This is a genomic window from Subdoligranulum sp. APC924/74 (assembly GCF_003324125.1).
Lineage (GTDB): Bacteria > Bacillota > Clostridia > Oscillospirales > Ruminococcaceae > Gemmiger > Gemmiger qucibialis.
In genome coordinates this window covers 1-21077 of record NZ_PSQF01000051.1, presented here as the reverse complement: position 1 = coordinate 21077, position 21077 = coordinate 1, and the positions used below count along the sequence as shown (strand labels likewise).

18 protein-coding genes, 1 tRNA gene and 1 pseudogene are annotated in these 21077 nt (G+C 49.9%); 11 read left to right on the top strand and 9 right to left on the bottom strand.

The window, feature by feature from the left end; genetic code table 11:
* Nucleotides 1–254, top strand: a 254-nt coding sequence (locus C4885_RS16770; protein ID WP_207657593.1) for a hypothetical protein, incomplete at its 5' end; no start/stop codon positions are given.
* Nucleotides 255–382: 128 nt separating this feature from the next.
* On the opposite strand, the gene C4885_RS17310 is transcribed toward C4885_RS16770, so the two are convergent.
* Both C4885_RS17310 and C4885_RS17305 read right to left on the bottom strand, forming a co-directional pair.
* Nucleotides 383–739, bottom strand: a complete 357-nt coding sequence (locus tag C4885_RS17310) for a PDDEXK nuclease domain-containing protein (protein ID WP_371681662.1) — start codon at nucleotides 737–739, stop codon at nucleotides 383–385.
* Nucleotides 736–1293, bottom strand: a complete 558-nt coding sequence (locus C4885_RS17305; protein WP_371681663.1) for a PDDEXK nuclease domain-containing protein — start codon at nucleotides 1291–1293, stop codon at nucleotides 736–738. Before C4885_RS17305 ends, C4885_RS17310 begins: the two co-directional genes overlap by 4 nt.
* 409 nt (nucleotides 1294–1702) lie before the next feature.
* Between C4885_RS17305 and C4885_RS11180 the strand changes: the two genes are divergently transcribed.
* From C4885_RS11180 to C4885_RS11160, 5 genes and pseudogenes are all read left to right on the top strand, one after another.
* On the top strand, nucleotides 1703–2299 hold the full coding sequence (locus C4885_RS11180; RefSeq protein WP_114000415.1) for a helix-turn-helix domain-containing protein: 597 nt from the start codon (nucleotides 1703–1705) through the stop codon (nucleotides 2297–2299).
* 10 nt (nucleotides 2300–2309) lie between these two features.
* Entirely contained in the window at nucleotides 2310–3128 is an 819-nt protein-coding gene (locus C4885_RS11175; protein WP_242979564.1) for a hypothetical protein, read from the top strand.
* Nucleotides 3129–3439: 311 nt separating this feature from the next.
* Nucleotides 3440–4564, top strand: a pseudogene (locus tag C4885_RS17220) (site-specific DNA-methyltransferase); the annotation flags it as partial.
* A gap of 1 nt (nucleotide 4565) precedes the next feature.
* On the top strand, nucleotides 4566–5363 hold the full coding sequence (locus C4885_RS11165; protein ID WP_114000413.1) for a Shedu anti-phage system protein SduA domain-containing protein: 798 nt from the start codon (nucleotides 4566–4568) through the stop codon (nucleotides 5361–5363).
* Between the two features lie 15 nt (nucleotides 5364–5378).
* Nucleotides 5379–7622, top strand: a complete 2244-nt coding sequence (locus C4885_RS11160) for a DEAD/DEAH box helicase family protein (protein WP_371681661.1) — start codon at nucleotides 5379–5381, stop codon at nucleotides 7620–7622.
* Here C4885_RS11160 and C4885_RS11155 read toward each other — a convergent pair.
* From C4885_RS11155 to C4885_RS11140, 4 genes are all read right to left on the bottom strand, one after another.
* A complete protein-coding gene (locus C4885_RS11155) occupies nucleotides 7540–8997 on the bottom strand; it encodes a hypothetical protein (protein ID WP_114000412.1) in 1458 nt (485 codons plus the stop codon). The genes C4885_RS11160 and C4885_RS11155 overlap by 83 nt on opposite strands.
* A 45-nt stretch (nucleotides 8998–9042) precedes the next feature.
* Nucleotides 9043–9315, bottom strand: coding sequence for a helix-turn-helix transcriptional regulator (locus C4885_RS11150; protein WP_114000411.1), 273 nt, complete (start codon nucleotides 9313–9315; stop codon nucleotides 9043–9045).
* 474 nt (nucleotides 9316–9789) lie between these two features.
* Nucleotides 9790–9878: transfer RNA gene (locus C4885_RS11145), tRNA-Ser, on the bottom strand.
* Nucleotides 9879–10176: 298 nt separating this feature from the next.
* Nucleotides 10177–10692, bottom strand: a complete 516-nt coding sequence (locus C4885_RS11140; protein WP_114000410.1) for a hypothetical protein — start codon at nucleotides 10690–10692, stop codon at nucleotides 10177–10179.
* Nucleotides 10693–11083: 391 nt separating this feature from the next.
* Between C4885_RS11140 and C4885_RS11135 the strand changes: the two genes are divergently transcribed.
* The 4 genes from C4885_RS11135 (at nucleotide 11084) to C4885_RS11120 (ending at nucleotide 16163) form a co-directional block, all read left to right on the top strand.
* Entirely contained in the window at nucleotides 11084–12100 is a 1017-nt protein-coding gene (locus tag C4885_RS11135; protein ID WP_114000409.1) for a LacI family DNA-binding transcriptional regulator, read from the top strand.
* Nucleotides 12101–12361: 261 nt separating this feature from the next.
* Nucleotides 12362–13759 (top strand): PTS transporter subunit EIIC, encoded by a 1398-nt coding sequence (locus C4885_RS11130; RefSeq protein ID WP_114000408.1) that lies wholly within the window; start codon nucleotides 12362–12364, stop codon nucleotides 13757–13759.
* A gap of 36 nt (nucleotides 13760–13795) precedes the next feature.
* Nucleotides 13796–15193, top strand: coding sequence for a glycoside hydrolase family 32 protein (locus C4885_RS11125; RefSeq protein WP_114000407.1), 1398 nt, complete (start codon nucleotides 13796–13798; stop codon nucleotides 15191–15193).
* 13 nt (nucleotides 15194–15206) lie between these two features.
* On the top strand, nucleotides 15207–16163 hold the full coding sequence (locus C4885_RS11120; protein ID WP_114000406.1) for a carbohydrate kinase: 957 nt from the start codon (nucleotides 15207–15209) through the stop codon (nucleotides 16161–16163).
* A 153-nt stretch (nucleotides 16164–16316) separates the two neighbouring features.
* Here the strand turns inward: C4885_RS11120 and C4885_RS11115 are convergent, their stop codons facing one another.
* The 3 genes from C4885_RS11115 to nrdD form a co-directional block, all read right to left on the bottom strand.
* Nucleotides 16317–17213 (bottom strand): GIY-YIG nuclease family protein, encoded by an 897-nt coding sequence (locus tag C4885_RS11115; RefSeq protein WP_114000405.1) that lies wholly within the window; start codon nucleotides 17211–17213, stop codon nucleotides 16317–16319.
* Between the two features lie 18 nt (nucleotides 17214–17231).
* A complete protein-coding gene (locus C4885_RS11110) occupies nucleotides 17232–17444 on the bottom strand; it encodes a helix-turn-helix transcriptional regulator (protein WP_114000404.1) in 213 nt (70 codons plus the stop codon).
* Between the two features lie 284 nt (nucleotides 17445–17728).
* On the bottom strand, nucleotides 17729–19954 hold the full coding sequence (nrdD, locus tag C4885_RS11105) for an anaerobic ribonucleoside-triphosphate reductase (protein WP_114000403.1): 2226 nt from the start codon (nucleotides 19952–19954) through the stop codon (nucleotides 17729–17731).
* Between the two features lie 406 nt (nucleotides 19955–20360).
* Here nrdD and nrdG point away from each other — a divergent pair, with 406 nt between their 5' ends.
* Complete coding sequence (gene nrdG, locus C4885_RS11100; RefSeq protein WP_114000402.1) at nucleotides 20361–20909, top strand: anaerobic ribonucleoside-triphosphate reductase activating protein; 549 nt, start codon at nucleotides 20361–20363, stop codon at nucleotides 20907–20909.
* Nucleotides 20910–21077 lie beyond the last annotated feature (168 nt).

Genomic DNA, 21077 nt, shown 5'->3' with positions numbered 1-21077 from the left:
AGTATTATCTGCGCTTTTGGCTTGGCATCTGCCGCACCTCGCTCGCCGTATCGGCACTTAGAATTATGCGGTATTGCCCTATGAAAAACAAAAAAGCTTTGGACGCAGGCTTGTGCGGAGCAAACTGTCCAGGGTGTATACAAAAGACGTATATTTGCTGGTTCGAGCGCGAAAAGCCCGTTTGCCATTCTTTTGTCAGCGCCCTTGAACGCTATGCTTTTCTCCCTGTGCTGCCCGGACGCTGCTGCCGTTGAGAACCCCCGGCTAAACCGGGGCTTGAGGAAGCCCTAGAAGGGCATATTACAGACAACGCCCCTCAAGGGACCTCGAACGGTTCGGCCAGCTGCATTGCCGACTCGTGGCAGGCCCCTTAAGGGGCGTTTTACTTATGCCTTGATTCACCCTCGTGGGAGTGCCAGCGCTTTAAGACTTCTTCCACCTGCTTGATAAGCTGCTCCTTGTTCGGCATATACAGGACATACCGAGAAGCAAAAATTTGATTAGACAAGCCGCCCAAGGCATATTCAGCCGCTACACTGTTCTTATCGGTGCAGAGGATGATGCCGATGGGCGGATTGTCTTCCGGGTCGTTGACCTCTGCGGCATAGTAGTTCAGATACATATTGATCTGCCCGGCAGCTTCGGGCGTGAGCTTGGTGGTTTTCAACTCGATCAGCACATAGGCGTGCAAAATCTTGTTGTAGAACACCATGTCCACATAATAGTGGGTGTTATTCACAGTGCCCGCTGCTGAGTGCCGACAAGCATAAAGCCCCGACCAAGTTCCAGCAGGAAATCCTCAATCTGCCGCACCAATGCCGCTTCCAAGTCGCTCTCAAGGAACGGCTTTTCCTCCGGCAGGCCTAAAAATTCAAACACATACGGGTCTTTGATGATGTCCTCCGGCTTGGTGTAGTCCACACCCTTTTCGGCCAGCGCCAAAACCTGCTCCTTGTTGGCATCACTGCGGGACAGGAGCAGACGCTCAAACAGAGAACTATCAATCTGTCGCTTCATCTCACGGACAGACCATCCGGCATTGACTGCTTCCTTTTCATAGAAGCTACGCTTTTTCTTATCGGAGATGGACAGCAACTCGCAGTAATGCGACCAGCTCAATTTGCCAGACACCGTCTGGCAAATTGGGTAGTTCAAATATAGCAGACGCATATTTTGCAGATTGGAGCGCGAAAAGCCCCTGCCTAATTCTTTTGTCAGCGCCTTTGAAAGCTGCAGCAAGGTCTTTTCACCGTAGGCCGCCCGGACGCTGTCGTTCTGCTCGTAGCGGACGATGACTTCACCGATTTTCCAGTAGGTTGACAGCAGTTCCTGATTGACCTACTGAGCTACATTTTTGCGGGATGTCTCTAGCAATGTGCGAATCTCGCTCACTGCCGGGGCAAGAGCCTGTGCGGCGAGGGTTACAGGTTTGTTCTCCATCAGTCGTTGTCCACCTTTCTGCCAAGCACTGCACATGAGGGCAAAATTTCAGGAAATTTATTGATTTCAAGTATAACATGCCGCCGCCAAACGGGAAGTGCCGCAAAATTAAAGGAATCTTGAATAAGTACATAGTGCGGCAGTTATCTGCAATGACCCACGCCATAAGATCAATGTGTCAATCGTAAATATTTTAATTTGTTGACATTTCTGAAGAAGTAAGATATAGTAATAGTAGAAACCAACATAGGAGGGATACTGGATGCCGAGCGATTACCAAAAGCAAATAAAAGAAATTTTTGGCACAAACGATTTGGATGAACTGCGAGAACTTGCAAAGATGCTGAAAATCAATCATCCAAATCCGCGCAATGCGGGTCGCAAGGCGCAGCTTACCCCCGACCAGATCGTAGAGGTTTTGGAACTGCATAGAAAAGGCATCGGCAACACCGAGATTGCAAAACAGTTCGGCGTGTCGCGCCAGACCATATATAAGTATATCTATAATGCCGAGCATTTCAGCAAGGATCCGGATTTCACCATGCGGATGAACTTTATGAATGGTCAGCAGCTGTGTACGGTCATCGACGTCGATTTCAAGCACGAAGTTGTCCGCATGAAGAACTACACCGACCGAATCCCTTTGCGGGCGTTTGGCGTTGTAGAAAATCCGTCCTGGGCAGATTTTGAAGAATTTTTGAAAGAAAGATGCCTGCCCGCCAGCCGAGCCGGTCTGAAAGGCATTCTTCGGGAGATGGATGTTCCTTTCTTTGATCCGCTGCTGATTATTGAAAAGACCAATGGGCGCATGGCTGGGGACAACCAGTGGGTGCAGATGATCCGTAACATCGCTGCGTAAGGAGGGCTCTATGGAAATGATTGATTTAAGCAGGCTTGAGCCACAAGAAACGCTGAATCATACATCCAAGGGAAATCAGTTGAAATGGAAATGTTATGGATACTGGTACAAGGCTGACCACATGGGGTATGAGGGGCTGGCGGAAACAATTGTTTCCGCACTGCTAGGCAAGTCAACCGTTAAGTACCCCTTTGTGGCTTATGAGTACTCGCAAATCAAATACAAAGACCGAGTTTACAGTGGCTGTAAAAGCGCTGATTTTCTCGCGGACGGCTATGACCTTATTCCATTGGAAAAGCTGTATCGAAAATTTACCGGCGGGAGCCTTGCAGTAGATACAGCGCATCAAGGGGAAATCAAGAATCAGATAAAATTTCTGGTAAACTTCGTTGAACAGACAACCGGACTGCAAAACTTTGGACAATATCTGACCTCAATGTTGGAGATTGATGCGTTCTTCCTAAACGAAGATCGCCATACCAATAATATTGCCGTTCAATACAACGCTGCGGACAATACCTATGCGCTATGCCCCCTATTTGATAACGGCTTGTCTCTTTTGGCAGATACCAATATGGATTTTCCCTTGGAAAGAAGCTTAGAGGATTGTCTAAAAACCGTTGAAGCCAAGCCTTTTTCGAGATATTTTGACGAACAGTTAGATGCTGCTGAGGAATTATACGGCATACAGCTTCACTTCAACTTTAGCACAAACGATGTAAAGGCGCTCATCGATAGCTATCGAACCGCCTATAGCCAAGAAATTTGCGACCGCTGTGAAGCCCTTATCCGCCGCCAGATGCGCCATTATGGGTATCTTGTTAAATAGACTTGGGCATAAGCTTGGGGGCAAGCCGCAGGACAAGATAAAGGACAAATCATACACAAGGCCCACAGGCTGGATATAAGATCTAGCCTGTGGGCTTTTCATCTTCCTTGCAATGATATCAAACCGTCTGACTTTTGAATTATTCATATCTTGCCCCATAACAACCAATAAAAATACATCTTGATCTTTTTTATGTGTTTCAATTGTTTTTTAACTATAAATGCTCAACGCTGCGGTTTGATTTTCCGCAAATAAGTTTGAATTTCCGTCTTTTTTTATGATTTTTCAGGGAATGCTCAACGGATCACGAATATGTGTTAGCATATAAAGGTAATGATTTCAAAGTATTTAGAGGAATAGATAAAGATTATAAAGGATATTCAAATCCTGATAATGACCCTCGTGGTCCTTGGACAACGGGTGATTTGACTGTTGGGATGACAGGTGATATGCGTCCGAATCAGTATTATGATTTAGTGGACCCAAAAACAGGAAAGGTATATAAACCAAATTATAATCGTGTCTGGTCTTACATTCCAGAATCCATGAATCAACTTATTGCGGAAAATCGAATTGTTTTCCCTGAAGATACGACAAAGCGGCCAATGAAAAAGAGATTTGCTTCAGAATTGGATTCTGGCACTAATCCACAGTCGACTTGGATGGATGGTGTTGGAATGAATACCGAAGGAACAAAACAGATGTATGATCTTTTTGGGAAAGCTTTCTTCTCGTATACAAAACCTGTGTCACTGGTTAAGGCACTAACTTTACAAGTTGCAAGAGCAGGGGATATAGTCCTCGACTTCTTCTCAGGTTCTGCTACAACTGCCCATGCTGTGATGCAGCTGAATGCGGAGGACGGCGGGCACCGCAAATTTATCATGGTGCAGTTGCCGGAAAAGACGGACGAGAAGAGCGAAGCGTACAAGGCTGGCTACAAGAACATCTGCGAAATCGGCAAGGAACGTATCCGTCGTGCGGGTGCAAAAATCAAGGAAGAAGCCGGACTGGCTGCGCAGAATCTCGACACCGGTTTCCGCGTGTTGAAGTGCGATACCTCCAACATGAAGGATGTCTACTATAACCCTGCGGAGTATGAGGTCAATATGTTCTCCCGCCTTGAGGATAACATCAAAGAGGACAGAACGCCGGAGGATCTGCTGTTCCAAGTAATGCTCGATTTGGGTGTGCTGCTCTCCAGCAAAATTGAGGAAACCACCATTGCCGGCAAGAAGGTGTTCAATGTGGAGGACAACTACCTGATTGCCTGCTTCGACAGCGATGTTTCGGAGGAAACCATCAAAGCCATCGCCAAACAGAAGCCGTACTACTTTGTCATGCGCGACAGCTCCATGGCAAGCGACAGCGTAGCCACCAATTTCGACCAGATTTTCGCCACCTATAGCCCCGAAACCGTCAGGAAGGTACTGTAAAATGCTGGGATTGTATGAAAGAGACTATTCTGAATTGACCCAAGAAGAAATAAAGGAAAAAGAAAAGGTAGATGCCGAAGGTGGTCATGTGATAGACGCAAAATTCGGTAGAAGGAATTTCTTTTACAAGTACCCCAAGGCAGTGCGGCATAATATGAGCCTGTTCCCTAACAATTACATGGACATCCAACTTTTGAAAGATGAATCGGAATTGGTAAATCAATGTGATGGGTTTGAAACACTGTTAAACGATACTTCTATCACAGAGCTGGATATTAAGCGATATATTCAGAGCAATGGCTTCTATCATATTCCGGCATCTATTTTTAAGCATTATGATTTTGGACATCATGAAGCAGCTTTGTTCAAGGAGTTCCCATTAGGAACAAAGTATATTGCGGATTATCTTCTTGTTGGACGGGCATCTGGTGGTTGGCAGTTCATTTTTGTTGAATTTGAAAATCCGTATGGGCGCATTACCTTGGCAGATGGAAATCCTGGTGAAGTGATTAGAAAGGGACTGAATCAAATTGACGAGTGGAAAACTTTTATCGAAGGTTATTATTCAACTTTATCTGCCGAATTTGAAAAATATACTGTGCAGGCCCTGCCGAGAGAATTTACAAGATTTGATTCTACAAGAATGCATTATGTAGTTGTTGCAGGTCGTAGGGCTGATTACAATGAAACAACACGCTTGTTCCAGCGCAGAAGTGAAGCAGAGCGTAATATCAAGATTTTACATTACGATAATATTCTTGACGATGCTCGGAACTTAATTGGGGCAAAAACTTACTAAACGGGTGGTGAGAAAATGAAGTTTAATTTTAAGATACAGCAATACCAGACTGATGCAGTGGATGCTGTGGTCAACGTCTTTGCAGGGCAGCCGTACAGCAGCGGCGTGTCTTATATCCGCGACACCGGAACCTTGAACCAAAAACCGCAGCAGCTGAGCTTTTTGGCGCTTGCTGACAACCCAGAAAAAATGGAGTTGGAAGATTTGCTGCGCGATTCCGGCTATAAAAATGAGGCTGTGGCGCTTTCTGATGATCAACTTTTGCAAAACATCCACACGCTGCAAAGCCAGAACAACATCAAGCTCTCCCCGGAGTTGGTAAACGACATGGGGCGCTGCAGCTTGGACATTGAGATGGAAACCGGCACTGGTAAAACCTATGTCTATATCAAAACCATGTTCGAGTTGAACAAGAAATACGGCTGGAGTAAGTTTATTGTGGTCGTTCCCTCCATTGCGATCCGTGAGGGCGTGAAAAAGTCTTTTGAGATCACCACCGACCATTTTATGGAGTATTACGGCAAAAAGGCGCGCTTCTTCATCTACAACAGCTCCAACCTGAATCAGTTGGATAACTTTTCGAGCAGCTCCGGCATCAATGTGATGATCATCAACACGCAGGCGTTTGCCTCCTCTCTGAAAGAGGATGGCAAGAGCAAGGAAGCCCGTATCATCTATTCCAAACGGGATGAGTTCGGCTCTCGCCGCCCAATCGATGTTATCAAGGCAAACCGTCCGATCATTATTTTGGACGAGCCGCAGAAGATGGGCGGCGATGTAACGCAAAAGGCGTTGAAAAATTTCAACCCGTTGTTCTCGCTCAACTATTCCGCCACCCACGCAAAGCATCACAATCTGGTGTATGTGCTGGATGCGTTGGATGCCTTCAACAAACGGCTGGTCAAGAAAATTGAGGTCAAAGGCATTGATGTCAAGAACTTCCGCGGCACGGATAGCTATTTGTATCTGGAGCAAATCGTGCTTTCCAGCAAAAAGCCGCCGATGGCAAAAATTGAACTGGAAATTGCCTACAACAAGTCCATCAATCGTGAAACCCGTATTCTTGGCGTCGGCGATGACCTCTACTATGCTTCACAGGAAATGGAGCAGTACAAAGGCTATACGATTTCTGAAATTGACCCGCTGCGCAGCACCGTGACCTTTACCAACGGTGAGGTTATCAAGGCCGGCGATGTGGTGGGCGATGTTTCCGAAAAGGATAAGCGCCGCATTCAGATTCGTGAAACGATTTTGTCGCATTTTGAAAAAGAAGAAAAGCTGTACAACATGGGCATCAAGTGCCTGTCCCTTTTCTTTATTGACGAGGTCGCCAAGTATCGCCAGTATGACGCTGACGGCAATGAGGTTCTGGGCGAGTATGGCCAGATGTTTGAGCAGGAGTACATCAATGTTCTGAACGAGTATACAACCCTGCTCGATACGCCGTATCAGAAATATTTGAAGTCTACTTGCAGTGATGTCAGCCGCGTACACAAAGGATATTTCAGCATTGATAAGAAAACTGGGCGCAGCATTGACAGCCAGCTCAAACGCGGAAGCGAGTTCTCCGATGATATTTCGGCGTATGACCTGATTCTAAAAAATAAAGAACGGCTGCTGTCCTTTGAGGAGCCCACGCGGTTCATCTTCTCCCACTCTGCGCTGCGTGAGGGCTGGGACAACCCGAATGTGTTCCAAATCTGCACGCTGAAGCATTCTGACAGTAATACCGCAAAACGGCAGGAAGTCGGTCGTGGTCTGCGTCTTTGCGTCAACCAAAACGGCAACCGTATGGATGTGCAGAGCTGCGGGGACAGTGTGCATGAAATCAACACCCTGACCGTTATTGCCAGCGAGAGCTACAAGACCTTCGTTGCGGACCTGCAATCGGATATTAAAACGGTGCTTTACGATCGCCCCACGGTTGCTACGAGCGAGTACTTCAAGGGCAAGTATGTTAAGGTAAACGATGTGCCTACGCTGATCGACAACGAGAAGGCCGATGCTATCGAGTTCTATCTGATTCAGAACAGCTATGTGGATATGAAGCGCAGGGTCACGGACAAGTATCGCCGAGATGTCGCAATGAATCAGGTTGCGGAGCTGCCCGATGAGCTGAAACCTATGTCCGAAGGGATTCATACGCTTGTTCAGGCGGTTTACGATGACAGCATCCTTAAGGATATGAATACTGTCCAATCTCCATTATTTGCGCGTTTCCAACGGCTGCATAAAGCATGGCAACTTTTAGTTCTTTAACATTTTGAAGATTATCTTGCCGGATTTTTTCTAGAATTTCACTTGAATTAGAAATTTCTTTATTCAGCAATGTCGTTTCATGGTTGACAAACCGTATCTTATCTTCAAATGCTCGCTTTACAATACCTTGCTCTTTTTGAAGCTCAGCAAATTCTTTGGGGTACAGGTTCTTGAACACCATCAAAGCCATCATAGACTCATCGGAAAGTTCAAGATTTGGCTCTGCCTGCAATGTGTTTTTATAAATGATGAACTCATTATATATATTCTTCAAAATGCGCATGTCCGAAATGAAGGGGGACACATCGTCAATAAAGGACGGAGATATATTGTACAAGAATTCTTTCTTCTTAGATGCCTCCAAGCGTTTTGACAATTCTTCGCCAGAATTTGTTGAGTTAATAAATGGTACAATCGGAATGAGGAAGTCAAAAAATTTCGTTCGGTCTTCATTTGAAAAGATATCGTCCCTCACTGCATAAATGAACACTACAGGATCTTTGATTTCATCATCATTATTCAGCAAAGTGTTCAATTCACGCAAACGGACAAAAATTGCAGCATCGTTTAGCCGATCCAAATCCTCGAAGAAAACATATCTATACCTAGTTTCTTCAAAGAAATATACGATTTCATCCATGTTTTTGTTGAAAATAGATTCCTTGGATTCTTCATCGCCTTCTACGTTTGCTTTTGCAGAGATGGAGATAGAGGAAATCTTCATTCGCGAAAACGCGGGATAGAAACACCACGCAATAGAACCCAGTACTCCTGTAAATAGAATGGCAAAAGCAACTATGGCAACTTTTGCGGGTAGCGTCGAAAAAGGCCATGTTTCATAAAGGATGTTGGTCACATTGATTACATGGTCAGGCGCAAAAATAAAACCCAATAGTAACAAAAAAATTGAAATCAGCACTAAATTACGCCATGCAATAAGTTTTCCACCTTTGTGTAGCTTACGATACCGGCTTTGTGGAATTTTTGTATGGGGAACTTTGTAGAAAAGTTGCTTCAAAATTCCTGTTTCAATTTCATCTGGCTTTAAAGCAACACTGTGGGATGAGTCACTTCCCTCGGTTTTGCTCTCGATGAAAGTAGCCATGGAAATACGTAGGCTTTTCTGCTGAGCATCAGCATGACTTTTCAGATATGAATTAATAATGCTACTTTTACCTGCACCGTAAGGACCACAAAGAGCAACATTTCGAATCCGTCTATTTTTCAAAGCCCAATCCAAGGCATTAAGATATTCACTCGTGTTATCGATGCTGTCAAGCGGAGCTAAATCAGAGAAGTCTGTCGGAATTACAGAATCGTCTTTTTTAGTGAAGACATTGCGAAGGCGTAACAAGATCTTTTTTAACGGCTCCATCAATCAAAGCACTCCTTTCTTTTGTATGTACTGTTTTATTCTAAGTTATTCAAATGAAACATGAAGTGTCTTGCCCATGCAAGAAGCCATTTTTTGCAGAAAATCCAACGAGGGATTTGCATTCCCGTTTTCAAAACGCGAAATGTTTGCCTGCGCAGTTCCCATTTTCTCGGCCAACTGTTTTTGAGTTAACCCGGCAGACTTCCGACTTGCGATTGCAGCGCGGATAGCTTCATACTGAGGACCAAGCTGATCGTACTCGGCTTTGACTGCGGGATTTTCAGAAAAAGTTTTGTTTTTGATGCTATTATAGTTCATCGGAAAGACCTCATCATACTAAATCAATAAAACTGTCTGATAAAATCATATCGTATAAGATATATTTTGTCAAACAGTAAACAGAATGCATAGAAAGTTCAGCGGTCAGTGCTAATTTGTGCCCAACCCAAACAGCTGGTTCTTGTGCAGTTTCATGAATAGCTATCTACTGAAATTAATGGTATGATTTGTACCGAACCCGAAAATCACTACTTTAAAATAAAGGGGAGATGCCTATAAGAAAAGCATCGAAATTTTGCAAAGCGGCAATAAAAAATCACTACCCAATGTGAAATCGAGTAGTGATACTTGGCGCAGACGGTGGGATTCTCCCGCGCCCTTGCAACAGTCCGCAGGACTGTTGCAGCCCGGCGGGACGCAAAGCGCCGGGCACGGGTTGTTCGAATCCCACCTTGCAGCCCTTGCATAGTTTGCTGCAAAAATAAAAAGCAGCACCCCGCAAGGTGCTGCTCTTGGCGCAGACGGTGGGATTCGAACCCACGTGGCATTGCTGCCAAATTGATTTCGAGTCAATCTCGTTACGACCGCTTCGATACGTCTGCCTATTTAGTTTTTATCGCACCGCCTCGCACAGCGTTTGGAAAAATGCGAGATTTCGATGCAAGATAACGATGAAAGGTTGGGTACGCGACACCCGACAAAGCCCGTCGTTATGGGATTTCCTGCGGACAAGGTGACCTGCCGGATGCAAACTTTCGAGTGCTCCCTCTTACGACCTCTTGGGGAATGCTCCATGTTCTGGGTTCCTGCCGGATACTAAATTAGTATAGCAAAAATGCCGTCCCGCGTCAAGATGCGGGGCGGCATAATTCCTGTATACTGGGGGATATCTCATGTGCATCAGAACAAATGCTGTTTCTGCACTGGGCCGGGGGCAAAGGGGGTATCCTCGTGGTGGCGCACCACGGTCACCTCACGAGTCTTTTCCTCCACATGGCCGTTGGCTTTGGGCACACTGTAAAAGCTGCGGGTAATGTTATAATAGCCGCGCATGTGCTGCACCAGGTATTCGGCCACAGCGGGCAGGCAGTCGGTATCCTCAATGTTTTCATAGTTATAGTCTGCGTACAAAAATGCCGTGTGCTCCCCCTTGCAGACCAGCGTGATTCCCGCTTCGTTCAGATGCAGTTCATCCACAGCACACTGCTTCAGGCCGCTCAGGCCGCTTTCGCTGGCAAGTTGGGTGGCGCGGCGGCGCATAGCCAATGGAACGGACTGCGGGTCCAGCGCTTCGTTGCCGCGCTGGCCGATCTCCAGCAGGATGTCCCGCATCATGCGGCTTTCCAGCAGCGGGCGGATCTTTTCCTTCGCGCGGGCTTCCTCGGTTTTTGCCTGAATTTTTTGCAGCAGTCCCATTCTTTTTCCTCACTAAACACATATCATTGCCCTGCGCACATCCGCATCAGCATCAGGGGCATCTTACTTTTTCATCGTGTAACTAATATTATATTATAGCATACCTTTTCATCCTGTGCCAGCGCGGAAGATAACTTTTACACCAAATTCATTCTGGTAAATCTTTTTAGCTGTGTGCTTTTTTGTATTCAGCTTTCATTCTTTTTTCTCCGTCAAAAGCACAAATTCAATCCCCGTTTTTTTGTCTATTTTACTCTTTGCCTCATGCCATTCATTCTCATTTTTCTTTTCTCTGCTCTTTCCCGTTGCACCCTGCCAGTTTCTGCATTATACTGATAAAAAAGTGCACCGGCAGGTTTCCCCCGCCGGCAGCCGGACAGGAGTGCGGCCTATGAACATTACCGCGTTTGCCCAATATGCCGGGGTATCCAAGGCAGCGGTCAGCCGCTATTTTAACGGCGGGTACTTAAGCGCCGAAAAGCGCGCCCAGATTGCCGCTGCGGTGGAAGCCACCGGCTACCGCCCCAGTATGCAGGCCCAGATGCTGCGCACCCGCCGCACGCGGCAGATCGGGGTGATCATGCCGCGGCTGAGCAGCGAAAGCTGCGCCCGCATGGTGGAGGGCATCAGCCGGGTACTGGACGACCAGAACTACCAGCTGCTGCTGATCAACACCGCCAACAACAACACCCGCGAAGTGCGCGCGCTGGATACCCTGCGGCATGATACGGTGGACGGCATTATCCTGATTGCCACCATGTTTACCCCGGAACACCACGCGGTGCTGCAAAGCCTGCATGTGCCGGTGGTAATCGTGGGGCAGCAGTATCCCGGGTTCAGCTGTGTGTTCCACGATGATTTCGGCGCGGCGCAGGCCGCCACCGCCCACATGCTGCAAAAGGGGCGGCGCAAGCCGGGCTACCTGGGCGTGACTCTGCTGGACAAAGCCGTCGGCCTTGCCCGGCGCGAAGGCTTTGACAGTGCGCTGCGGGATGCAGGTCTCGTGCCCCAGCCGCAGCGGATGAGCATTGCCAAGTTCAACATGGAATCCGGCTACCACCAGGCGGAGCAGCTGTTTGGCCGTGCGCCGGGGCTGGACTGCCTGTTCTGCGCGACCGACTCCATCGCCCTGGGTGCGCTGCAATACTGCCGCAGCCACAGTCTGCGGGTGCCGGATGACATCATGATTGCCGCTGTGGGCGACAACCGCATTGGCCGCGTTGCCTATGTGCCGCTGACCAGCGCCCATCTGCATTACCGCACCGCCGGGGACAAAGCCGCCCGCCTGCTGCTGGACATGCTGGCGGACCCCCATGCCGAGCCGCAGATGATCAAGCTGGATTATGAGTTAAAATGCCGGGCCTCCACCGGGGATGACAACTCAGATGAAAATGTCTGGTCGCTATAACAGGCATCCTTTGCGCCACACTTCCCTGCATCACTGCGGGGAAGTTTTTGTTTTGTGCACCCTTTCCATGCAGCCCCCTGTTTTTTGTGCATTTTACCAAAGAAGGGTGTGAAACTGTGTGAAATCGATAACAGAATCTTTGCAAGTTGGGTCGTTTGGTCAATAGAAAAAGCACTCACCTTCGTATATAATAAAGCTGTCAAATGAAACAGGCCCCGGAACCTCCTACCGGGCCAACAGATAAAAGAAGGAGCGTGCAACATGGATTACAAGAAAGCAGCCCAGCAGGTACTGGACAACATCGGCGGTGCTTCCAACATTGTATCGGCCGCACACTGCGCAACCCGCCTGCGCCTGGTGATTGCGGATAACTCCAAGGTGAACAAAAAAGAGCTTGAAAATGCTGAGGGCGCCAAGGGCGTATTTGAAGCCCAGGGCCAGCTGCAGATCATCTTCGGCACCGGCATTGTGAACAAGGTGTATGACGAGTTCACCGCCCTGGCCGGAATCACCGGTGCCAGCAAGGAGGAAGTCAAACAGGCTGCCGCTTCCAAAGCGCCGTGGTACCAGCGGGCCATCAAGACGCTGGGCGATATCTTTGTTCCCATCATCCCGGCCATCGTGGCTTCCGGCTTTTTGATGGGCATTATGGAAGCGCTGAACTTTATGGTCAACAACGGCTTCCTGAACATTGATACCAGCGGTTCCATCTATGTGTTTGCCCAGCTGTTCTCCAACACGGCGTACACCTTCCTGCCTATCCTGATCGCCTTCTCCGCCGCAAAGGTGTTTGGTGGCAACCAGTTCCTGGGTGCTGTCATCGGCATGATCATGATTCACCCCAACCTGCAGAACGCCTGGACCGTTGCTTCTGAGGGCGTGCAGACCTACCAGTCGGTGTTTGGCGGGCTGTACAAAATTCCGCTGGTCGGCTACCAGGGCCACGTTATCCCCGTTATCATTGCCGTGTGGCTGATGTGCCAGATTGAAAAGCGGCTGCACAAAGTTGTGCCCGCCATGATCGACCTGTTTGTTACCCCGCTGGTCTCCGTTTTCGTTACCGGTTATCTCACCCTCGCTGTCATCGGCCCAATCTTCACCACGCTGGAGGACGGCATCATCAACGGCGTTCAGGCTTTAATTCAGCTGCCGTTCGGCATCGGTTCCTTCATCATGGGCGGTTTGTACGCCGTCACCGTTGTGGCCGGTATCCACCATATGTACACCCTGATCGACCTTGGCCAGCTGGCCAAGTTTGGCTTCACCTACTGGCTGCCCCTGGCCAGTGCCGCCAACGTTGCCCAGGGCGGTGCCGCTTTTGCCGTTGCCCTCAAGAGCAAGAACGCCAAAGTTAAGTCTATGGCCCTGCCCTCCGCCCTTTCTGCCTGCATGGGCATTACCGAGCCTGCCATCTTCGGCGTCAACCTGCGCTACTTTAAGCCCTTTATCGGCGGTCTGGTCGGCGGTGCCTGTGGCGCTTTGTATGCCAGTGTGACCGGCCTTGGTGCCACCGGCACCGGCGTGACCGGCATCTTCGGCATCCTGCTGCATCTGCACATGCCGCTGCAGTACCTCATCATGATGGCAATTTCCTTCGGCGTTTCCTTCGCTGTGACCTGGGTGATCTGGACCCCCGAAGCCGAGGAAACCAAAGCCTGATGTTTTTCCCTCTCAATCAATAAGGAGCTACCTGTTATGAATGCCTTGCAGCGTGATTTGAAGCGTCTTGTCCCCATGGTGGAAGCCGCCGGGGCCGCCCGCGCGGCGGCGGATCCCCACCGGCAGAAGCTGCATGTTCAGCCCCCGGTTGGCTGGCTGAACGACCCCAACGGGCTGTGCCAGATTGGCGATGAATACCATGTGTTTTATCAGTACGGCCCGTTTGACCCCACGGGAGGGGTCAAGCACTGGGGGCACGTGCGCAGCCGCGATTTGTTCCACTGGGAACGCCTGCCCGTAATGTTGTACCCGGACGAACCGTTTGACTGCCATGGCGTTTATTCCGGCTCCGCTCTGGTAGAGGACGGCATGCTGTACCTGTACTATACCGGCAATGTCAAGCACCCCGGCGAATATGACTACATCAAGCAGGGGCGCGGGCACAATGTCTGCCTTGCCACCAGCCGCGATGCCATCCATCTGGACAACAAGCGCTGCCTGATGTACAACCAGGATTATCCCGCCGGGCTGACCTGCCATGTGCGCGATCCCAAAGTGTTTGCACTGGATGGGCGCTACTATATGGTGCTGGGTGCCCGAACACTGGACGACCATGGCGAAGTGCTGGTGTTTGAAAGCGCCGACAAGCTGCATTGGAACCACATCAACACCATTACCACCCCCGAACCCTTTGGCTATATGTGGGAATGCCCCGACCTGTTTGAGCTGGACGGCCAGTGGTTTTTGGCGGTATCGCCCCAGGGCATTGCCTGCCAGAACGTGTACGGCTGCGGTTACTTTGCCCTGCAGGGTGACTGGCGCACCGATTGCACATTGAGCGAATTCCACGCCCTGGACGATGGCTTTGACTATTACGCGCCCCAAAGCTTTGCCGCCGCGGATGGCCGCCGCATCCAGTTTGGCTGGATGGGCATGCCGGATGCCGATTACACCAACCCCACCGTGGAGTATGGCTGGCAACACTGCCTGACCCTGCCCCGCGTGTTGACCCAGGACGGCAATGGCTGCCTGCTGCAAGCCCCCGCCGCCGAGCTGAACGCCCTGCGCGGCGAAGCCCGCCAGCCGGCAGACGGCGAAACGGTTGAAACGGACCCCTGCTTTGACCTGACCGCCTCCCCCGCCGGGGATTTTGTCCTGACCATTGCCAACGGCTTGACCCTGACTTACACCGAAGCGGACCGCACCTGTACCCTGCGCTTTACCGATGCAGCGATTGCCGCCGGGCGCACCGAGCGCAAGGCTGTGCTGGATGCCCCCTGCCGCAGCCTGCGTGTTGTGGGGGATGCTTCCTCGCTGGAAATATTCCTGAACGATGGTGCCGCGGTGCTTTCCACCCGGTATTACCCGGCAGCGGGCAAGGTTGCCGTGCAGCTTTGCGGCGCAGGCAGCACCCTGTATTCCCTTTCGATTTAACGGAGGACATTCCATGGCACATGATACCTTGTATGCGATCGGCGAAGCGCTGATCGATATGATTCCGTCCAAAACCGGCTGTTCCTTTGCCGAGGTTCCCTCTTTCAGCCCCCGTGTGGGCGGCGCGCCCGCCAACGTGTGCGGTGCTTATGCCCGCCTGGGTGGGGATTCTGCCCTGCTGACCCAGCTGGGAGATGACCCGTTCGGCCACAAGATCATTGATGAACTGGCTGCCTGCGGCATTGATACCAGCCACATCTGTTTGACGGACAAAGCCAACACCGCCCTGGCCTTTGTTTCGCTGGAAGCGGACGGCAACCGGACGTTCAGTTTTTACCGCAAGCCCTCCGCCGATTTGCTGTACGCCCCGGAGCAGGTGGATACCAGCCTGTTTGCCAACGCCTATGCCCTGCATTTTTGCAGCGTTGCCCTGGTGGAAAGCCCCATGCGGGAAGCCCACAAAACTGCCATTGCCGCAGCCCGCAGCGCCGGGACTATCATTGACTTTGACCCCAACTTGCGCTTTCCGCTGTGGCCGGACCGTGATGCTTTGCGCCGCACGGTGCTGGAGTTCCTGCCGCTGGCCGATGTGGTCAAAATCTCGGACGAAGAGCTGGAATTTCTGACCAGCACCAGTGATATTGAAGCCGCCCTGCCCAGCCTGTTTGTGGGCCATGTACAGCTGGTGCTCTACACCTGCGGCAGCGCCGGTGCCCACGCTTACACCCGCACCGCCCACGGCTTTTCCGCCAGCAAGCCGGTAAAGGCCGTGGATACCACCGGCGCCGGGGACGGGTTCATCGGCTCGTTCTTGTGGCAGCTGCACAAAAACGGGGTGGACCGCGCCGCCCTGCCCGCTCTGCAGGCGGACCAGCTGAACCAATGGCTGGATTTTTCCAACCGGTTCTGCGGTTACAGTGTGCAGCGCTACGGTGCCATTGACAGCTACCCCACCATCGACCAGCTGTAACTTTCTGCCATTCTCTGCTATTTCATCATAAAGCAGCCGCCCGGTACAGGATTTGTACCGGGCGGTTGCTTTACGGTATAGATTTTTCTTTTCTATATTCGCTTTATACAAGTCTTAGGATTATAAACTTCAACGTTGCTTCCTCCGCAACATTTATTCATCAATTTTAGATTCCAAGCTCTTAAGTGTATGTCCATCAGCATCCTTCCAGCTTGTCAGTCCATTCGCACTCTTGCCAATCACAAACTTTGCAGCATAGGAAGGACTGGTAAACAGCAAATTCTCTATCAGTTTCCCGTCAGCATCAAGAGTAGTCTTCTTTCTTTTTTCTTTGATAACTTCCGGAATCGTATCATCGTCCGATGGAGAGATGTGGCTTCCCGCCAAAACCACAAAGCCTTCTGCAGTCTGCATTCCAACGGCTTCGACCGTACCGATTGTTTTAATGGTTCTTTTCAGATACAACTTCCCGATATTATCCGCCTGTTTTTCTTCAACTTCCGTTTTTACTTCAACTGGCTTGGTAATAGGTTCAAACAGCTTATGTCCCAAGGTTCCCATGATTACTTTTGCATAATCAATGAACTCCTCCAGTTCGCATTCTTTTTCTTCTGTAATATTACCCGGCGTAGGATCATTTCCATTTTTGACCTCATAGCGATTTGCTTGCAGTGCCAAATTACAGAAACGGTTTTCAAGATAGCTTATCTCAGTGGGTCCAAATGAATTATTGGATGTGGTAAATACGATGGCTTCTGTCCAGTAATCTTTTTCTGGATTTCTCTTATGCTCCTGCAGGCGATTCAGAATACCTTCACCGTTTTTCCTTGCTCCAGCCTGTCCAATATAAACAACACCTTTTCCAGTGGTGTCTGAAGTACCAAAGAGGAAATAAACACCACTCTGTTTTAAATCCTCTCGTTCCTTGCAGCGGTCAAGCTCTGTCCGAGGAATTTTATATGCAATACCTGTCCAATTCGCCAGTGTACATTTTATTCTGCCACCGGCCTCACCATCCATCAGAAACAGATTTATACTTTTGCCTCGCATCACTGTATCCTCCTCGCCTTATATTTCCCTTTTCACATAGGTCAGTTCTACATCATAACCAAGCTTTTCTAACATCTGCAAAAATGTGTTATTTACAATTCCGTCTTTCTTCTTTATCAGGCGATTTACATAGGACGGCGTGGTTCCAACTTCTTCAGCCAGCTTTGCCTGCGTGGTCGCAGCTTCTATACATTTTACCTTTACATCGACCTCTATATTATTTTTCAGCATACTTCCACCTCATCTGTTTGAAATATATTTCACTGTAAGTGTAATTTATTATATCGCAAGAATTGAGTTTTTTCAATCGCTTAGAGCTATTCCGTTTATTCATATTATTACAAAGTTATTTCCAAAAACAATAAATAAAATTACAACCAAAATAAGTTCCCCTCAAATACATCAGAATACCCCCTCTATAATTTAACCGTTTCATTTATCTTAGCAACAAAATGAGGCGCATCCATATATCGTGGATACGCCTCATTTTGTTTATTCTATTATCTTTATACGTTTTACAGATGCAGCACGCGGTCCTTGATTTCGGCGGTGCGGCCCTGGTTCCAGAACTGGGTACCGATGTAGCCGCAGGTGCGGCGGGCAACATTCAGCTTGCTCTGGTCGCGGTTATGGCAGTGCGGGCACTCCCACACCAGCTTGCCGTCGTCCTCTACGATCTTGATCTCGCCGTCATAGCCGCACACCTGGCAGTAGTCGCTCTTGGTGTTCAGCTCTGCGTACATGATGTTATCATAGATGAACTGCATCACTTTGATGACAGCTTCCAGGTTATCCTGCATATTGGGCACTTCCACATAGCTGATGGCGCCGCCCGGAGACAGGCGCTGGAACTCGCTTTCAAACTTCAGCTTGGTGAACGCATCGATCTGCTCGGTCACATGCACATGGTAGCTGTTGGTGATATAGTTGCGGTCCGTAATGCCCGGCACAATGCCAAACCGCTTTTGCAGGCACTTGGCAAACTTGTAGGTGGTGGATTCCAGCGGGGTGCCGTACAGCGAGTAATCAATATTTTCAGCGTTTTTCCACTCGTTGCACTTATCGTTCATGTGCTGCATCACACTCAGGGCAAAGGGCTTTGCGGCGGGATCGGTATGGCTCTTGCCGGTCATATATTTGCAGCATTCATACAGGCCCGCATAGCCCAGGCTGATGGTGGAGTAGCCGCCGTACAGCAGCTTATCAATGGGCTCGCCCTTTTTCAGGCGGGCCAGAGCGCCGTACTGCCACAGAATGGGTGCCGCATCGGACAGGGTACCCTTAAGGCGGTTATGGCGGTACTGCAAGGCGCGGTGGCACAGTTCCAGACGCTCATCAAAAATTTTCCAGAATTTATCCGGCTCACCGCCGGAGGACAGGGCCACATCCGGCAGGTTGATGGTAACAACACCCTGATTGAAGCGGCCATAGTACTTCGGCTTGCCCGGCACATAGTTCTGGGCGTTGGCCACATTGTTCCAGCCATTGCCGGAACGGTCGGGGGTCAAAAAGCTGCGGCAGCCCATGCAGGTAAATACATCGCCGTTGCCCTCGGTCTCACCCTTAGACAGCTTGTATTCCTTCATCTTCTTTTCGCTGATATAGTCCGGCACCATGCGCTTTGCGGTGCATTTGGCGGCCAGCTTGGTCAGGTAGAAATAGGGGGTGCCTTCGCGGATATTATCGTCTTCCAGCACATAGATCAGCTTGGGGAACGCGGGGGTGATCCAGACGCCCTTTTCATTCTTAACACCCTGGTAGCGCTGGCGGAGCATTTCTTCCACGATAATGGCAAGGTCAGATTTCAGGCGCTGGTTTTCGCCTGCTTCGTTTAGGTACATGAATACCGTGATGAACGGTGCCTGGCCGTTGGTGGTCATCAGGGTAACGACCTGGTACTGGATGGTCTGCACACCGCGCTTGATTTCCTCGCGCAGACGGGCTTCAACGATCTGGGAGAGCTTTTCTTCACCGGGATCAATGCCCAGTTCCTTCATCTCCGCTTCGGTATCGCGGCGGATCTTTTTGCGGCTGATATCCACAAACGGTGCCAGGTGGGTCAGGCTGATGCTCTGGCCGCCGTACTGGTTGGATGCCACCTGCGCAATGATCTGGGTGGCAATGTTGCAGGCCGTGGAGAAAGAATGCGGTTTTTCGATGAGGGTACCAGAAATAACCGTGCCGTTCTGCAGCATGTCGTCCAGGTTGACCAAGTCGCAGTTGTGCATATGTTGGGCGTAATAGTCAGCATCATGGAAATGAATGATGCCATCCTCATGTGCCTTTACAATCTCGGCAGGCAGCAGCATACGCATGGTCAGGTCCTTGCTGACCTCGCCGGCCATATAATCGCGCTGAACACTGTTGACGGTCGGGTTTTTATTGGCGTTTTCCTGCTTGACTTCCTCATTGTTGCACTCGATGAGGGACAGAATGCGGTCGTCGGTGGTGTTATGGGTACGGCGCAGGCTCTGCACATAGCGGTAGGTGATATATTTGCGGGCCACCTCATACGCTTTGGTCTGCATGATGGCGTCTTCCACCAGATCCTGGATCTCTTCCACGTTCATGGCGTGGTTGCGGCTCTGGCATTCCTGCGCCACATCATCGGCAATGGCCGTGATCTGTTCCTTGGTCAAGCGCTGGTTGGAGGCAACAACGTTGTTGGCTTTGGTCACCGCTGCAATAATTTTGGATATATCGAAAACGGCCTCGCTGCCGTTGCGCTTGATGATCTTCATGAACTGTTATCTCCTTACCTCAATAAAAGCTGCCGGGTTGATACCCCACACCAAAACCGCTCCATGATTTTGGCGAGCGTATTTATCTTACCGCATCGACCCGGCAAAGTCAAGCCAATACACCACAATATATTGTATATAATTTGCCAGTAGCGCCCGTATATGCTATATAGCGCGATGGGACGTTCAAAAAGATTTCAAAACAAAACGCCGAAAAAAGCGCTGGCTTTTTGGGTAAAATAGGCACTTTTTTCAAAGCTGCGATGCTATGTGATTTTATTGTTCCCTGGCCGCTTGCTTTTGCCCGGCACGGCTGGTATACTGGTGCAAGGCACCTGCCTATTGTGATGATTTGCCGCAGCACTATACAAGATATAGTGTTGCATTTTATAAGGAGGCTCCCCGCGTGAACTACGCAACCATAAAATACTGTGATATTGCCAACGGCACGGGCGTGCGTACCAGTCTGTTTGTTTCCGGCTGCCGCCGCCACTGCCCGGAATGTTTTAACGCCGTTGCCTGGGATTTTGGTTATGGCCTGCCCTTTGATAAAGCCGTGCGCAATGAAATTTTGGGCAGCCTTGCCCCGGATTATATTGATGGGCTTTCCCTTTTGGGCGGCGAACCCTTTGAGCCGGAAAACCAGCGTGCGCTGGTGCCGTTCCTGCACGAAGTACGGGTGTTGTACCCCCACAAAACCATCTGGTGCTACACCGGCAATGTATACGAAACCGAACTTTTGCAGCCCAGCCACGCCCGCTGCGAAGTGACAGACGAGATGCTGAGCCTGATCGATGTGCTGGTGGACGGTGAATTCATCTCCGCGCAGCACGATATTTCGCTGCGGTTCCGCGGCTCCGGCAACCAGCGCATCATTGACTTGAACGCCACCCGCGCCGCCGGGCACACCGTACTGTGGCAGGATGACCCGCTGTTTGCTGACCACAAGATGTAAGGCAGCGAGTTCGCGTTTTTGGATTTTGTGTAACTTTTAACAAATTTGACTTGTATTTCTGCCCCGCAGGGTGTTATACTGACACTAATTTAAGGCAACACCGCACAATTCCCGCCTTGCGGCTTAAGCACCGCTCCGGCAGCTGCGGCACGGCATCTGCGTTGCCAA

What these genes read in the sequence shown, in the direction of transcription:
- C4885_RS11180 (WP_114000415.1), top strand. Translation starts at nt 1,703, where the DNA reads ATGCCGAGCGATTACCAAAAGCAAATAAAAGAAATTTTTGGCACAAAC.
- C4885_RS11175 (WP_242979564.1), top strand. Translation starts at nt 2,310, where the DNA reads ATGGAAATGATTGATTTAAGCAGGCTTGAGCCACAAGAAACGCTGAAT.
- C4885_RS11165 (WP_114000413.1), top strand. Translation starts at nt 4,566, where the DNA reads ATGCTGGGATTGTATGAAAGAGACTATTCTGAATTGACCCAAGAAGAA.
- C4885_RS11160 (WP_371681661.1), top strand. Translation starts at nt 5,379, where the DNA reads ATGAAGTTTAATTTTAAGATACAGCAATACCAGACTGATGCAGTGGAT.
- C4885_RS11155 (WP_114000412.1), bottom strand. Translation starts at nt 8,997, where the DNA reads ATGGAGCCGTTAAAAAAGATCTTGTTACGCCTTCGCAATGTCTTCACT.
- C4885_RS11150 (WP_114000411.1), bottom strand. Translation starts at nt 9,315, where the DNA reads ATGAACTATAATAGCATCAAAAACAAAACTTTTTCTGAAAATCCCGCA.
- C4885_RS11140 (WP_114000410.1), bottom strand. Translation starts at nt 10,692, where the DNA reads ATGGGACTGCTGCAAAAAATTCAGGCAAAAACCGAGGAAGCCCGCGCG.
- C4885_RS11135 (WP_114000409.1), top strand. Translation starts at nt 11,084, where the DNA reads ATGAACATTACCGCGTTTGCCCAATATGCCGGGGTATCCAAGGCAGCG.
- C4885_RS11130 (WP_114000408.1), top strand. Translation starts at nt 12,362, where the DNA reads ATGGATTACAAGAAAGCAGCCCAGCAGGTACTGGACAACATCGGCGGT.
- C4885_RS11125 (WP_114000407.1), top strand. Translation starts at nt 13,796, where the DNA reads ATGAATGCCTTGCAGCGTGATTTGAAGCGTCTTGTCCCCATGGTGGAA.
- C4885_RS11120 (WP_114000406.1), top strand. Translation starts at nt 15,207, where the DNA reads ATGGCACATGATACCTTGTATGCGATCGGCGAAGCGCTGATCGATATG.
- C4885_RS11115 (WP_114000405.1), bottom strand. Translation starts at nt 17,213, where the DNA reads ATGCGAGGCAAAAGTATAAATCTGTTTCTGATGGATGGTGAGGCCGGT.
- C4885_RS11110 (WP_114000404.1), bottom strand. Translation starts at nt 17,444, where the DNA reads ATGCTGAAAAATAATATAGAGGTCGATGTAAAGGTAAAATGTATAGAA.
- nrdD (WP_114000403.1), bottom strand. Translation starts at nt 19,954, where the DNA reads ATGAAGATCATCAAGCGCAACGGCAGCGAGGCCGTTTTCGATATATCC.